Here is a 14,288-nt window from a genome sequence, read left to right as displayed (position 1 = left end):
ACATCAAAGCCCGGTCCGACATCCTTTGGCAGACAGATAGCTGTTGATAGCTGGCAACTGCATTGCCGAATCTGTATCAGATTCAACACGCAAGCCGGGGGCGCATCATAATGTGATGTGGCTCGTATTTCCAGCGCTGATTCTCTGAATGGATGAAGAAAACGTTTGCTTCTCTGAAGTACAAATTTTCCAGTCCCTGAAATACAGAACCCCGGCCAGTGCCGGGGTCCGTAAAAAGTCGAAAATCAGCCTGCCGGTTACCTTTCCCGCCACCAGGCCGACGTCTCCGGGATCTGCTTCGCCGTCACCGGCTGGCCGAATACGGGTGTAGACAGCGCAATCCCCCGAATCCGGGCAGCTTCAGATACCCGCTCCAGCGGCTCATACCAGGCATGAAACGCCAGATCGAAGGTTCCGTTATGAACCGGCATCATGACTTTACCCTGCACATCCAGATGAGCCTGAGCCGACTCTTCCGGCGTCATATGCACGCTGGCCCAGTCTTTATCGTACGCACCGGTTTCTATCATGGTGAGATCAAACGGGCCGTATTTTTTTCCAATCGCCTGAAAACCATCGAAATAACCCGAGTCACCGCTGAAATAAAGGCGGGTATCCGGCGTGTGGATCACCCAGGATCCCCAGAGCGTCTGATTGCCATCGGTGAGACTACGTCCGGAAAAATGCTGGGTCGGCGTGAACGCTATCAGCGTATCGCCACTCTGATGCTCCTGCCACCAGTCAAAGGTGCGGATCTTTTCTTCTGCCACCCCCCATTGCAACAGGGAACCATCAACACCCAGTGGTACCAGAAACTCCGTCGTTTTCGCGGCCAGCTGCTTCACCGCTGCTTTATCCAGATGGTCATAATGATTGTGTGAGATCAGTACCCGCTCGATAGGCGGCAATGCGTCTATGCTGATCGGGGCCGGATGAAATCGCTTGGGTCCCAGAAAACTGAACGGAGAAGCGCGCTCAGAAAAAACCGGATCCAGCAGCCAGTATTTTCCCTGCACTTTCAGCAGCACTGAAGAGTGACCAAGCTTAACCACATGGACTTCATCCTCACTCAGCGCGTCAAGCTGTTCACGGCTCAGCGGCATGACTGGCAGTACACCGGAAGGCGCAATATCGACGCGTTTTTCCGTCAGATAGCGCCCCAGAATCCCGAGCGTCTTTTTCAGACCAGGCTGCTGCTTTTGCCGGGCGTTATGAAAAACACCGTCGTAAAAATGCTCGGATGTTTCTGCCACTTCTGTCATCTCAGCGGATAAATTGTGATTCATCATCAGCACACCTGCTCCTAAAACTGCCACACCAGCGAGCGTCCATATCAGACCACGCATCTGCATACACCAAAGTAAACTATACGGTGTAGTTTATATCGCAACCTCTAAAAGTAAACTAGTCGGTGCAAGTTTTTTTGATCTTGGTTACAATGCCGGAAAGATGTGCGAGGGCTGACATGAAGTTATCAGAAAAGAAAAAGCTGGCGATTCTGAATGCCGCGGAAAAGCTGTTTCACCAGTATGGGGTGGAACAGACCAGCATGGATCAGGTTGCCGCTGAAGCTGGTGTTTCAAAACGCACCGTCTACAACCACTTCGAGACCAAGCAGGTACTGTTTCAGGCCATCATGACCCGGATGTTCGCTCAGTTAGATCAGGGGACAGAACAGCCTTTTGATACCGAGCGCGAGATTTCGGAACAGCTGACGAATATCGCCCGGCAGGAGGTGACGTTGCTGACTTCCCCGCAATTGCTGCGCATCGGCAAAATCGCCTTTATGCAAATGCTGCAACAGCCGGAACTCATGCGATCGCTCGACAATACAGACATCGGCTGTATGAAAACACTGGTGCGTTTTTTACAGGATGCCCACGCCTCTGGCGTACTGACGGTAGACGACTGCGATTTTGCCGCCCGCCAGTTCATCTATCAGCTCAAATCCTTCACGTTTTACCCCAAACTCTATGGATTCAGTGAGCTTGAGAGCGCCAGTGAAGAGAAGGTCATTGAAGAAACTGTGAAAATGTTTGTGGCGAGGTACAGAAAATAAAGCACTTGCTTGTCGTGAAATGAGCGAGTGCTTTAATCCCTATGTTCCAACAGCAGGTTATTCACCAAGTGAATACTTGCTTTTCAATTTCTGAATCAGAAATTTACCCAAGCAATTCTTTTCGCATCAGCTTGTGCTGGTGCATCTTCAACAACAACTCTGAGTTTTTTGCCTGCCATATAAGCCGAGATCGCCATCGATAACGTACTATCGTAAGCATCATCATTATTTTCCAGATAAGCAAAAGTGAAATCACTGCAAGCAGTTTCTTTACCCGCCCCCATCAGAATAAGCATTTTATTGGCGTGAAAAGACCCATCACCGCGATCAGCCTGCACATAAACAGTTTTCATATCGACCTTGCCACAGTCTATTGTCTCAGCTGCCTGTGCCGAAACGCCGATAACCATCAGTGCAGCGGTTAAAATATGTTTCATGATTTGCCAACCCACCTTATTAAGAAACCTGATGCGCATATTAAGGGGTATATTAGGCTAATTCAATTCGTATTAACTCACGCCACTGAACATCTCATCATGCGCTGACTAAGCTGCAAGAGTGCACGCCTCATCTGACTTCATAACTGAGCGAAACCGGGTAATTGAAATAGATGAAACATCTGGCTTTGAAAAAAGCAGCTTCCATAAACAAGCAGCTATGACTTCGATAAAAACGCAACACTCAGCCCTGAAAGCAGGGTCAATCAATTGAATAAATGAATAGTTGAAAAGAAAATCGCAAGGTTTCCCGCTTTCAGAAGTTGATGACAAGAGAAAGCAGGCACCCATTTTGTAGCAAGCAGAAACAACAAAGCCCCGACTTTCGTCGAGGCTTTGTTGTTTGAAATTGGTGCCCGGGGCCGGACTTGAACCGGCACAGTGTTGCCACCGGCGGATTTTGAATCCGCTGCGTCTACCAATTTCGCCACCCGGGCAATGGCGGTCATTATACGTATACCGTGTTGATGCGCAAGCAACTTTATCAGGGGAACCCTATCGTTTGCTTGTTTTTTCAGCACAGCGTCAGTACTTCAACCAATCTGCCCGTTTCCAGTCACGCTTTACCGGTCTGTCGCTGCTGCGACTGTGAGCCAGGCCCGGTGTTGAATCTGGTATCTTCAGGTAACTTGGGTATACACTGAGCGCCGGATTTTTGGATTGGCAGCATTGCCGGTCCCTTTTGATTTTTGGTGGAACCATGACAACGAAAGTAAGCAAGAATATGACTCAGACAAAACAGTATCCGGGGCTGTTTCGTCGTATTGGCGCCTGGATCTACGACGCTCTGGTCATCGCAGCCGTACTGATGATCGCTGGCGGTCTGGCAATGGCCGTCGTAGCAATCCTGCTCAACACCGGTTTGCTGACTCTGGATCCCTATCTCGATGCCAGTGATTACCTCACCAAGCACCCGATTGCAGCGCCACTGTATTCGATTTACCTGGGGTTGTCGGTTGTCGCCTTCTTTGGCTATTTCTGGTGCAAGGCCGGACAAACTCTGGGAATGCGTGCCTGGAAGCTCAGAATTCAGAACGCTGACGGTTCGAATATCCGTTTTACGCAGGCTCTGATCCGGATGGCAACCTCAGCGTTTGGTCTCGGCAACCTGCTGGTGCCTTTCAGTCACACGAAACAGTCGCTGCAGGATCTGATGGCAGAGTGCGAGATGATTCTGCTGCCGAAACCGAACTGATTTTGTCGTCCGGCAATAAAGGATAACAATGAAAAAGGCGCCATCTCGAGGCGCCTTTTTCATTTCATCGTCAAACGGACTCTCAGTGCTACAGCTTCCGCTTCAGCAGATACAGCGTGATGAAGAGGAACACCAGACTCGGTCCCAAAGCACCGATCACCGGGTGTAAACGATACACCATACTGAGTGGCCCAAAGACCTCATTCGAAATGTAGAAAGCAAAGCCGAAGATCACCCCGGACAACACCCGTGCCCCCATGGTGACAGAGCGCAACGGACCAAATACGAAAGACAATGCCAGCAGCATCATCACGGCAATGGAAAACGGCTGCAGGGCTTTGCGCCAGAATGCCAGTTCATAGCGGGATGCATCCTGCTTGGTATCTTTCAGATACTGCACATACTCATACACACCAGAAAGCGCCAGTTCTTCAGGCTTCACCGTCACCACAGCCAGCTTATCCGGCGTCAGACTGGTCTGCCATAGCTGGGTGTCATACTTGGTATTTTCCTGCTTCGCTTCCCCGATATGCGTGACCGTCACATCTTTCAGTTCCCAGCCTTTCCCTTCAACAAAAGAGGCCGAACGGGCAAACAGGTTCTCTTTCAGCACATCGTTTTCATCAAATTCCCAGATGTTGACAGCGTTCAGATTGCTTTTTTCATGGATCCGGCCAATGTAGATAAAGTCATTATCATCCTTGGCCCAAACCCCGCGCTGTACTGAGAACACATTCCCGCCGGAGGTCCAGACAGCCCGTAGTTCACGCGCAGCTTTCTGAGCTTCCGGTGCCCCCCACTGCCCCAGGATCATCACCAGCAGCATCAGCGGTACAGCCGTTTTCAGAACCGACATACCGATATCCAGCTTGGAAAAACCCGCTGCCTGCATAACCACCAGCTCCGAACTGGATGCCAGTGTTCCCAGACCAATCAGCGCGCCGAGCAGTACCGCCATCGGAAAAAACATCTCAATATCCCGCGGGATACTCAGCAGCACGAAGATCAGGGCTTTCCACAGATCGTAGTTACCGTCGCCGACTTTACGCAGCTGCTCAACGTATTTGATGATGGCTGACAACCCCACCAGCGTCGACAAGGTCAGCGCGGAAGTGGCAATAATGGTCCGGCCAATGTACCAGTCGAGTATCTTAAACATCAGCCGCGTCTCCGGAATTTTTCTCTGAATTGTCGCATTGCTAAGGAATCCCAGCTGTTCAGTGCGACGGCGACCAGCAGCATCGCAATATCGATACTCCACAAACCAATCCCAACCGGCAGCCCGCCATCTTCAACAGCCGATTTGGCCGCACTGATCGCCAGGAAATAACACAGGTAAATCAGCACTGCCGGCACCAGCTTGGCAAAACGTCCCTGACGCGGGTTCACGGCTGACAGCGGCACGACGACCATCGTCAGCAGCGGAATACAGAGCACCAGCGACATCCGCCACTGGAATTCCGCCTGTGCCGCCAGCTCCGGACGCTGCATCAGCTCCAGCGTTGGCAAGGCATCCCAGTCGCGATTCTTTTCTTTGACAGCCCGCTGACCAATCACGGCCTGATAGTTATCAAATGAAGTAATGCTGTAATCCAGACGAGTCGGCAGCCCTTCATAACGGACGCCGTCCTGCAAATCCAGCACCTGACGACCGTCTTTCAGTTCACTCACCGTGCCGCTGTTGGCAAACATCACACTCGGACGGAGTGTATCGCTGGCAGTCGGCTGCGCCACAAATACCCGGTGAAGCTTACCGCCCTTTTCGGTGATGTCATCGACGAAGACAACACCACGGCCATCCGGTGCGCCCTGGAACTGTCCTTTAACCAGCAGATCCAGACCGGAATCCGCTTCAACCTGCTCCATCACCTGGGTTTCTTTTTCGGCACTCCAGGGCGCCAGCCACAGGGCATTAAACGCGGCGATCGACCCCGTGATGATTGCCAGCCACAAGGCGGCCCGGATCAGAAAAGTATTTCCGATCCCTGTGGCATTCATCACAGTTATTTCACTTTCCGCATATAATCGCCCAAATGTGAGCAAGATCCCGATATACAGGCTCAATGGCAGCATCAACATCGCCATTGAGGGCATGTATAAGCCCATCAGGGTCAGCACCAGGTCGCCGGGAATGGATCCTTCTGTCGCATCAGCCAGGATGCGAATAAACTTCTGACTAATAAAGATAAGAAACAGTACAAAAAGGACCGAAACCTGGCTCTTTATTGTCTCACGTGTCAAATAACGAACAATAATCACGCGTTATATACCCATAGAAAACTTGTTTTTTTGCTGGAATCACTATAATTTTCCGGTAAATCAGTTATTTTTTTATCTTTCGGCTAACTGTCTGCCTGCACTTTGATCTGAACCTGAATTCATGAGCCAACAACTAAGTGCGGCATTATCTAACATTTAGCCTTAATTGTCTTTATAGGATGTAGGAGTACGCATGGAGTTCAGTGTTAAAAGTGGTAGCCCCGAGAAACAGCGCAGCGCCTGTATCGTCGTTGGCGTTTTCGAACCACGCCGCCTCTCTCCGATTGCTGAACAACTGGATAAGATCAGTGAGGGCTACATCAGTTCTCTGCTGCGACGCGGCGATCTGGAAGGCAAGCCAGGCCAGATGTTGTTGCTGCACCACGTCCCGAATGTGTTGTCCGAACGTGTCCTGCTGGTCGGCTGCGGTAAAGAACGTGAGCTGGATGAACGCCAGTATAAGCAAATCATCAAGAAAACCATCAGTACCCTGAATGAAACCGGGTCGATGGAAGCGGTCTGCTTCCTGACGGAACTGCACGTCAAAGGCCGCGATACCTACTGGAAAGTCCGCCAGGCCGTTGAGACCACCAAAGACAGCCTGTACACCTTCAATCAGTTCAAGAGCACCAAGCCTGAAACCCGCCGTCCGCTGCGTAAACTGGTCTTTAATGTCCCGACACGCCGTGAACTGTCGCTGGGTGAACGTGCCATCAACCATGGTCTGGCCGTTGCTTCCGGTGTTCGCGCGGCGAAAGATCTGGGCAACATGCCGCCAAACGTGGCCAACCCGGCTTACCTGGCCTCTCAGGCCCGCCGTCTGGCCGATGATTTCGAAACGGTCAGCACCAAGATCATCGGTGAGCAGGAAATGAAAGAGCTGGGCATGACGTCCTATCTGGCCGTGGGTCAGGGCTCGAAGAATGAAGCCATGATGTCCGTGATCGAATATAAGGGTCACCCGGATCCGAGCGCCAAGCCAATTGTGCTGGTCGGTAAAGGACTGACTTTCGATTCAGGCGGTATCTCAATCAAACCGTCCGCCAACATGGACGAAATGAAATACGACATGTGTGGTGCAGCCTCCGTCTTCGGTGCGATGCGTTCCCTGGCTAAACTGAACCTGCCAATTAACGTGATCGGTGTCCTGGCCGGCTGTGAAAACATGCCAGGCGGTGGTGCCTACCGTCCGGGTGATATCCTGACCACCATGTCCGGCCAGACGGTTGAAGTGCTGAACACCGATGCCGAAGGTCGTCTGGTGCTGTGTGATGCGCTGACTTATGTCGAGCGTTTCGAGCCGGAGTGTGTAGTCGATGTCGCGACTCTGACCGGTGCCTGTGTCGTTGCACTGGGCAATCACATCAGTGGTCTGCTTGCCAACCACAACCCGCTGGCACATGAGTTGGTAAACGCTTCTGAGCAAGCTGGTGACCGTGCGTGGCGTCTGCCGATGACCGACGAGTACCAGGAGCAGCTGGCCAGCCCGTTTGCAGATATTGCCAACCTGGGCAGCCCGGGTGCAGGCACCATTACCGCAGGTTGCTTCCTGTCCCGTTTCACCAAGAAATACAACTGGGCCCACCTGGATATCGCAGGGACAGCCTGGACAGGCGGAAAAGACAAAGGGGCGACCGGTCGTCCGGTACCACTGCTGGTCCAGTTCCTGCTCAACCGGGCCGGACTGGAAAACCTCGATTAATCATCATCGACAGAGGGGCCAGCAGGCCCCTTTTTTCGGATAGACGTTTATGAGCCATGCTACCTTTTATATCATTGATGACGCCGCCCCCGAGGCAAGGCTGAAACTAGCCTGTCAGCAGGCAGCATGGCGCTATCAGCAGGGACAGTCCATTTACTTGCTGGCTGAAAGCCGCCAGCAGGCGGAATGGCTGGATGAATACCTCTGGCAGCAGGACCCGGACAACTTTGTGCCCCATAACCTGATTGGGGAAGGCCCGCGTCAGGGGTCACCGGTCGAGATTGGCTGGCCCGGCATGCGACACAGTGGCCGGCGTGCAGTCCTGATCAATCTTGGTCAGGATGCACCAAATTTTGCCGTGACCTTTGCACAAGTGGTAGACTTCGTCCCTTGCGATGAAAAACTCAAGCAGCAGGCCCGCGAACGCTATAAAGTGTACCGCATGGCTGGCATTCAAATGCAGACATCTGCTGCGCCTGAGTCGCCCTAATTCCACACAGATCCATCAAGAGCGCTATGGAAAAGACATATAACCCACAATCGATTGAACAGGCGCTGTATCAGCGCTGGGAAGAGGCCGGTTACTTCAAGCCTCACGGTGACACGACTAAAGATGCCTACAGCATCATGATCCCACCGCCTAACGTCACGGGCAGCCTGCACATGGGCCACGCGTTCCAGGATTCCATCATGGATACCCTGATCCGCTGTGAGCGTATGAAAGGCAAAAACACCCTGTGGCAGGTCGGTACTGACCATGCTGGTATCGCCACTCAAATGGTTGTGGAGCGCAAGATCGCAGCAGAAGAAGGCAAAACCAAACACGATTACGGTCGTGAAGCCTTCATCGACAAGATCTGGGAATGGAAAGGCGAATCCGGCGGCACCATCACCAAGCAGCTGCGTCGTCTGGGCGCCTCTGTCGACTGGGATCGTGAGCGTTTCACCATGGACGAAGGTCTGTCCAATGCCGTGCGTGAAGTATTCGTCCGTCTGTATGAAGACGATCTGATCTACCGCGGCAAACGTCTGGTGAACTGGGATCCGAAACTGCACACCGCAATCTCTGATCTGGAAGTTGAGAACAAAGACAAGAAGGGCCACATGTGGCACTTCCGTTATCCGCTGGCTGACGGTGCGACTACCGCAGACGGCAAAGACTACATCGTGGTTGCGACCACCCGTCCGGAAACCATGCTGGGCGATACCGGTGTGGCTGTGAACCCTGAAGATCCACGCTATAAAGATCTGATTGGCCAGCACATCCTGCTGCCAATCGTGAACCGCCGCATTCCAATCGTGGGCGACGAGCACGCGGACATGGAAAAAGGCACCGGCTGTGTGAAGATCACCCCGGCGCACGACTTCAACGACTATGAAGTGGGCAAACGTCACAGCCTGCCGATGATCAACATCCTGACCTTCGATGCCAATATCCGCAACGAAGCCGAGGTGTTCAACAGCAATGGCGAACCAACCGACGTTTACAGCACCGATATTCCTGCCGCTTACCAGGGTATGGAGCGTTTTGAAGCGCGTAAAGCCATTGTGGCTGAATTCGACAAACTGGGCCTGCTGGACGAAATTAAAGATCACGACCTGACTGTGCCTTACGGCGACCGTGGCGGTGTGGTCATCGAGCCGATGCTGACCGACCAGTGGTACGTACGCACTGCACCGCTGGCTGAGCCTGCCGTGAAAGCGGTTGAAGACGGCGACATCAAGTTCGTGCCAAAGCAATACGAGAACATGTACTTCTCCTGGATGCGTGATGTACAGGACTGGTGTATTTCCCGTCAGCTGTGGTGGGGTCACCGCATTCCGGCCTGGTACGACAACGACGGCAAAGTCTATGTTGGCCGTACAGAAGAAGAAGTCCGTGAAAAATATGGTCTGGCGCCAGTCATCGTCCTGAAACAGGACAACGACGTGCTGGATACCTGGTTCTCGTCTGCCCTGTGGACATTCGGAACTCAGGGCTGGCCTGAGCAAACCGATGATCTGAAAGTCTTCCACCCGTCAGATGTGCTGGTGACTGGCTTCGATATTATCTTCTTCTGGGTTGCCCGCATGATCATGATGACCATGCACTTCTGTAAAGATGAAAACGGCAAAGCACAGGTACCATTCAAAACCGTATACGTGACCGGTCTGATCCGTGACGAAAACGGCGACAAGATGTCGAAATCGAAAGGGAACGTGCTGGATCCAATCGACATGATCGACGGCATCGATCTGGAGTCTCTGGTTCAGAAACGGACCGGGAACATGATGCAGCCGCAACTGGCCGCGAAGATCGAGAAAAACACCCGCAAGACCTTCGAAAACGGTATTGAACCCTATGGTACCGACGCCCTGCGCTTCACGCTGGCAGCCATGGCTTCAACCGGCCGTGACATTAACTGGGACATGAAGCGTCTGGAAGGTTACCGTAACTTCTGTAACAAGCTGTGGAACGCCAGCCGCTACGTGCTGATGAACACCGAAGATCAGGATTGCGGTTTTGCTGAAGGTGCCGAGCTGGAATACTCCCTGGCGGACAAGTGGATCGAATCTCAGTTCGAGCTGGCCGCGAAAGAATTCAATGCGCACATTGAAAACTTCCGTCTGGATATGGCTGCCAACACCATCTACGAGTTCATCTGGAACCAGTTCTGTGACTGGTATCTGGAGCTGACCAAGCCGGTTCTGTGGAAAGGTACCGAAGCACAGCAACGTGCAACCCGCCGTACGCTGATCACGGTGCTGGAGAAGACCCTGCGTCTGGCCCATCCGGTGATCCCGTACATCACGGAAACCATCTGGCAGAGCGTGAAGCCACTGGTTGACGGTGTGGAAGGCGATACCATCATGACACAGGCGCTGCCGCAGTATGATGAAGCAAACTTCAATGCGGACGCTCTGGCAGACATCGAGTGGGTGAAAACTTTCATCACCAGCATTCGTAACCTGCGCGCCGAATACGACATCGCACCAAGCAAAGGTCTGGATGTCATGCTGAAAGCCGCAGATGACAAAGACGCGGCCCGACTGCAGGAAAATCAGGCCGTGCTGGTCGCACTGGCGAAACTGGACAGCCTGCGTGTGCTGGCAGCCGGTGAAGAAACACCAGCCTGTGCCACCGCACTGGTGAGCAAGTCGACGCTGATGATCCCAATGGCTGGCCTGATCGACAAAGACGCCGAGCTGGCGCGTCTGGATAAAGAAATGGCGAAGACTCAGGGCGAGATCAAACGCATCGAAGGCAAACTGGGTAACGAAGGTTTTGTGGCGAAAGCCCCGGAAGCCGTCGTAGCCAAAGAGCGTGAGAAGCTGGATGGTTATAAAGAAACCCTGATCAAGCTGGAAGAGCAGAAAGCGACCATCGCGGCGCTGTAAGCAATTTCAGCTGAAATCAAACAAGAAGAAGAGGCCGGATGGCCTCTTTTTTTATCTGCATTTTCTGGCGTTCATACCAAGCCTATATTGATATCCAACGCATCATTAGTTCGCCGTACAGGTTTCGCCTGGCTTCACATCCACAAAAATCTCCACACTCAGTTGCTGTAAAGCCCTCATTTGCGAGCAAGGCACCTGAACCGCGCCCTTTAAAACAACCTGTGACAAAAAGCGGTTAGTTTTCTTCAAGTCAATCAACGGACGGATATCTGTGCCCTTAAAGCCCTGTAAAGAAATAATACTTACAGACTTGAATGACCTGAAAGCCGACAAATCTGTCACTTCCGTGTACGAAGCATCCACCGAAAATAATTCCTTCAAGGATGCGAGAGCCGATAAGTCTGAGACTTTCGTCCCTGAAAGATTCACCCGCCGCAGACGCGTTAATGTCGACAGTACGGAGATATCTGTCAGCGGATTACCCGAAATATCCAACTCACGCAACCCGGGTTGATACGCCAGCTCAATCGATTCAAGCTGGGTGAATCCTGAGTCAGTCACTCCCAGTGAAATTAGGTCAGTCTTTTCCTGCAAAAAGCTAAAATCAGTGATTTGTGTTTTCCCAAGAGCAATCTTATTTAACGCTTTCATTTGCAGGAAAATACGACCGTCCGTGAGGCCAGTGTCATTCAAATGAATACTTCTCAGCTTAGTGAGCTGAGGCAGTGCACTAAAATCGGTCAGCCATGGGCTCTGTGTTAAAAACAGTTCAGTCAGGTTTGTCAGATCTTTCAGCACCGCCAAATCGGTGAGTACCGTTTGCTGAAGCGCAAGACTTTTCAGTGTGTCCAATGGCACCAAGGGTGACACATCGGTAATCTGGTTTTGCGCCAGCACCCCGATGTGTCCCAGGTTGACAAATTGTGCCAAGCCATCGAACTGACTGATCCCCGCGTAATCCGGGCCACATTCAAGCCGGTATAAATCCCCGGTATCCTGAACTTTCGGAGAACGTTCCTCAACACAGCGACGCAGTTGTAAGTCGGTAATTTTATCGAACTCAACAGCAGGATAAGGCTGAGCCTGTAGCGTGATTTTCGCTGAACTGTGCAGGTCGTTTCGACTTACCGTGACCGACAATGTGATACTTTGAGGTAAATTGTCCGCAATGTCCGGCAGACGAAATGATACTTGAGGACTCAACCGATTATATAGCCTCACATATGGGCCATCGACCTGAGACCAGAAGTAGCTCACACCCGCCGTATCTTTTACATTGACGGTCGCCGAGGCCATTTGCCGCTCAAGGTCATCCTTTCCCGTCACCGAAACAATTTCAGGTGGAATTCTTCCGCTGAGTCCTTCATCCAACTTTGTGTCTTCTAGGGTAACGCCAAGTACATTCAACGGTGAGCGGATAAAATCGAGCAGCCCTTGGTGCAATGCTTTCAGCAAATTGACATCGTCTAACCGTCCATTATCCGATAAGTCTCTGGACGCCTGTTCCAGCCAGTCGGTTAAGCTCTGCGAATGGGTGTTCATCGCCACCATCATGGCTGCAACCGCCAAAGCATGCTCAGTTCTATCGCCTTTCTGTAAAATGCCAGACGGATCCAGTAAGTTGATTGGCGTATAGAGGACAAGACTGCTACGCAGACCAAACACAGACGCAATATCCTGATTCGCCTGCAGGACGTTCTCTTTTGTCAGCATGGCACCGAGCATTTTTGCCCGGCGTAAGGCTAATTCAGTCAACGGAGTGATATTCAATTTCGTATTTTTAGCCGCCGTATAAGTTGCGGCCTGCAAAGGCTGTACTAAGGTGACCGTCTGACCTGTCGCCTCACTCACATAAGTGCCGCTCGTCACTTCAGCAATCACAACGCCTTCATAAAAACCATGATTCTTGATGCGATAGCTACCGTCAGATGCTGTGATCGCTTCTCCGATCACCGTCCCATCAAGCTGTAGAACTTTCACGGTTGCACCCACTAACGGGCCTTTAAAAGCCACCCCTGAAATTACCGGGTCTGGAATCACATCAAAAATATAATACTGTTCAGATGCCAAACCTTCCGAATCTGTGACCGTCAATTTGAACATCATGACAGTACTTGTCTCTGGGGCTGGTGTCTTGAACGAAATCGCAGCGGTTTCTGCCCCTTGCATTTGTACTTCAGGCCCTTTTACCTGCTGCCACTGATAGCTCAATGCACCTTTATTATCCGTAATCTCAGGCGCGATTTGATGTTCCTGACCTTCTCTCAGGCTTGTTCGTGCCAGCCGTTCGATGACAGGTGGTGTATTCCGGTAAAACACCTTATCTTTCGATGTTTTTCCACGCTCCAGTCCAACCCGGTTCAGTGGAGAGTCGAGGAAATCATTGATGCCCTGATTCAGACGATTCAGCAATTGGGGGTCATCCAGTTTGCCATTGTCTGAAAAGTCCTGACGAAAATTGTTGACCAGTCTTCCTAAGCCGATACCTTCGGCCTGTGCAATTTTCGTCATTCCGGCAATGACCAGACCATAGTCAACATTGGCACCGGATTTTCCCTGATGTGCTGCATCCAGCAAATCAACCGGCGCCTCACTCACGATATCAAGATCCAATGCCATTGATTCCGCGATATGGCGGTTTGCCCGTGCAACCTTCTCAGCCGACATCCCCAGACTGACCTCCCGAGCAGCCAACTCAGTCAGCAACGTCACGTTCATGACTGCTTCACTTTCTGACAGCGCTTTCACTGCGCTTAATGTTTCAGTGAGCGGCGTTAACTCGCCGGTTGCTTCGTCAATGTAATTCCCCCCTACGGCGGCAATCCGGATCACACCCTGATAAGACATATCCAGTGAGAGCTTATAAAAACCATTCTCATCAGTAACGGTTTCCCCAAGGTAATTTCCAATTGCATCAAAAGCTTGAACCGTCGCATACGCGACTGGCCCTTTAAAAATCTGTCCCTGAATCTGAGTCGATGCGGTTACAGCAGGTTGCTTCTTCGATTGCCCGTCACCGCCATTACAGGCAGTCAGAGCAATCACAGACATAAATATCAATGCTTGTCTGATTTTTGAAAATGAGATCATCATGATTTTCCATTAACTGAAATGATTGGATACAACGTCTGCGCCTGAAAGCAAAACAAAGCACATAAAAAACATCGTGCACATCATAATGAATCTGAGTGATTATGA

At 51.6% G+C, this 14,288-nt stretch carries 10 protein-coding genes and 1 tRNA gene; 5 read left to right on the top strand and 6 right to left on the bottom strand.

Going from position 1 to position 14,288, the window contains the following annotated elements:
• Nucleotides 1-257: 257 nt before the first annotated feature.
• Nucleotides 258-1,286, bottom strand: coding sequence for an MBL fold metallo-hydrolase (locus SPK40_RS10680; RefSeq protein ID WP_442957567.1), 1,029 nt, complete (start codon nucleotides 1,284-1,286; stop codon nucleotides 258-260).
• A 179-nt stretch (nucleotides 1,287-1,465) separates the two neighbouring features.
• On the opposite strand from SPK40_RS10680, the gene SPK40_RS10675 reads away from it, so the two are divergent.
• Entirely contained in the window at nucleotides 1,466-2,059 is a 594-nt protein-coding gene (locus SPK40_RS10675; protein ID WP_248141452.1) for a TetR/AcrR family transcriptional regulator, read from the top strand.
• Between the two features lie 95 nt (nucleotides 2,060-2,154).
• Here SPK40_RS10675 and SPK40_RS10670 read toward each other — a convergent pair whose 3' ends face one another.
• Together SPK40_RS10670 and SPK40_RS10665 are read right to left on the bottom strand one after the other, a co-directional pair.
• Entirely contained in the window at nucleotides 2,155-2,496 is a 342-nt protein-coding gene (locus SPK40_RS10670; RefSeq protein WP_330960470.1) for a hypothetical protein, read from the bottom strand.
• A 410-nt stretch (nucleotides 2,497-2,906) separates the two neighbouring features.
• A tRNA-Leu gene (locus SPK40_RS10665) sits at nucleotides 2,907-2,993 on the bottom strand.
• Between the two features lie 263 nt (nucleotides 2,994-3,256).
• On the opposite strand from SPK40_RS10665, the gene SPK40_RS10660 reads away from it, so the two are divergent.
• Nucleotides 3,257-3,751, top strand: a complete 495-nt coding sequence (locus tag SPK40_RS10660; RefSeq protein ID WP_330960469.1) for an RDD family protein — start codon at nucleotides 3,257-3,259, stop codon at nucleotides 3,749-3,751.
• Between the two features lie 88 nt (nucleotides 3,752-3,839).
• Here the strand turns inward: SPK40_RS10660 and lptG are convergent, their stop codons facing one another.
• Together lptG and lptF are read right to left on the bottom strand one after the other, a co-directional pair.
• Nucleotides 3,840-4,910: an LPS export ABC transporter permease LptG gene (gene lptG / locus SPK40_RS10655; protein WP_330960468.1), complete on the bottom strand. Its 1,071-nt coding sequence runs from the start codon at nucleotides 4,908-4,910 to the stop codon at nucleotides 3,840-3,842.
• Nucleotides 4,910-6,010, bottom strand: a complete 1,101-nt coding sequence (gene lptF / locus SPK40_RS10650; RefSeq protein ID WP_330960467.1) for an LPS export ABC transporter permease LptF — start codon at nucleotides 6,008-6,010, stop codon at nucleotides 4,910-4,912. The genes lptG and lptF overlap by 1 nt, the downstream gene beginning before the upstream one ends.
• 193 nt (nucleotides 6,011-6,203) lie before the next feature.
• Between lptF and pepA the strand changes: the two genes are divergently transcribed.
• The 3 genes from pepA to SPK40_RS10635 are packed head-to-tail and all read left to right on the top strand — an operon-like array spanning nucleotide 6,204 to nucleotide 11,090.
• Nucleotides 6,204-7,712 (top strand): leucyl aminopeptidase, encoded by a 1,509-nt coding sequence (pepA, locus tag SPK40_RS10645; protein WP_330960466.1) that lies wholly within the window; start codon nucleotides 6,204-6,206, stop codon nucleotides 7,710-7,712.
• Nucleotides 7,713-7,761: 49 nt separating this feature from the next.
• On the top strand, nucleotides 7,762-8,202 hold the full coding sequence (locus tag SPK40_RS10640; RefSeq protein WP_248141458.1) for a DNA polymerase III subunit chi: 441 nt from the start codon (nucleotides 7,762-7,764) through the stop codon (nucleotides 8,200-8,202).
• Between the two features lie 26 nt (nucleotides 8,203-8,228).
• Nucleotides 8,229-11,090 (top strand): valine--tRNA ligase, encoded by a 2,862-nt coding sequence (locus SPK40_RS10635; RefSeq protein WP_330960465.1) that lies wholly within the window; start codon nucleotides 8,229-8,231, stop codon nucleotides 11,088-11,090.
• Nucleotides 11,091-11,195: 105 nt separating this feature from the next.
• Here the strand turns inward: SPK40_RS10635 and SPK40_RS10630 are convergent, their stop codons facing one another.
• Entirely contained in the window at nucleotides 11,196-14,141 is a 2,946-nt protein-coding gene (locus SPK40_RS10630; protein WP_330960464.1) for a leucine-rich repeat domain-containing protein, read from the bottom strand.
• Nucleotides 14,142-14,288: the final 147 nt, after the last annotated feature.

Origin of the sequence: Photobacterium sp. 53610 (assembly GCF_036409375.1) — a bacterium.
Taxonomy (GTDB): Bacteria; Pseudomonadota; Gammaproteobacteria; order Enterobacterales; family Vibrionaceae; genus Photobacterium.
This window is presented reverse-complemented; position numbering and strand designations above follow the sequence as displayed.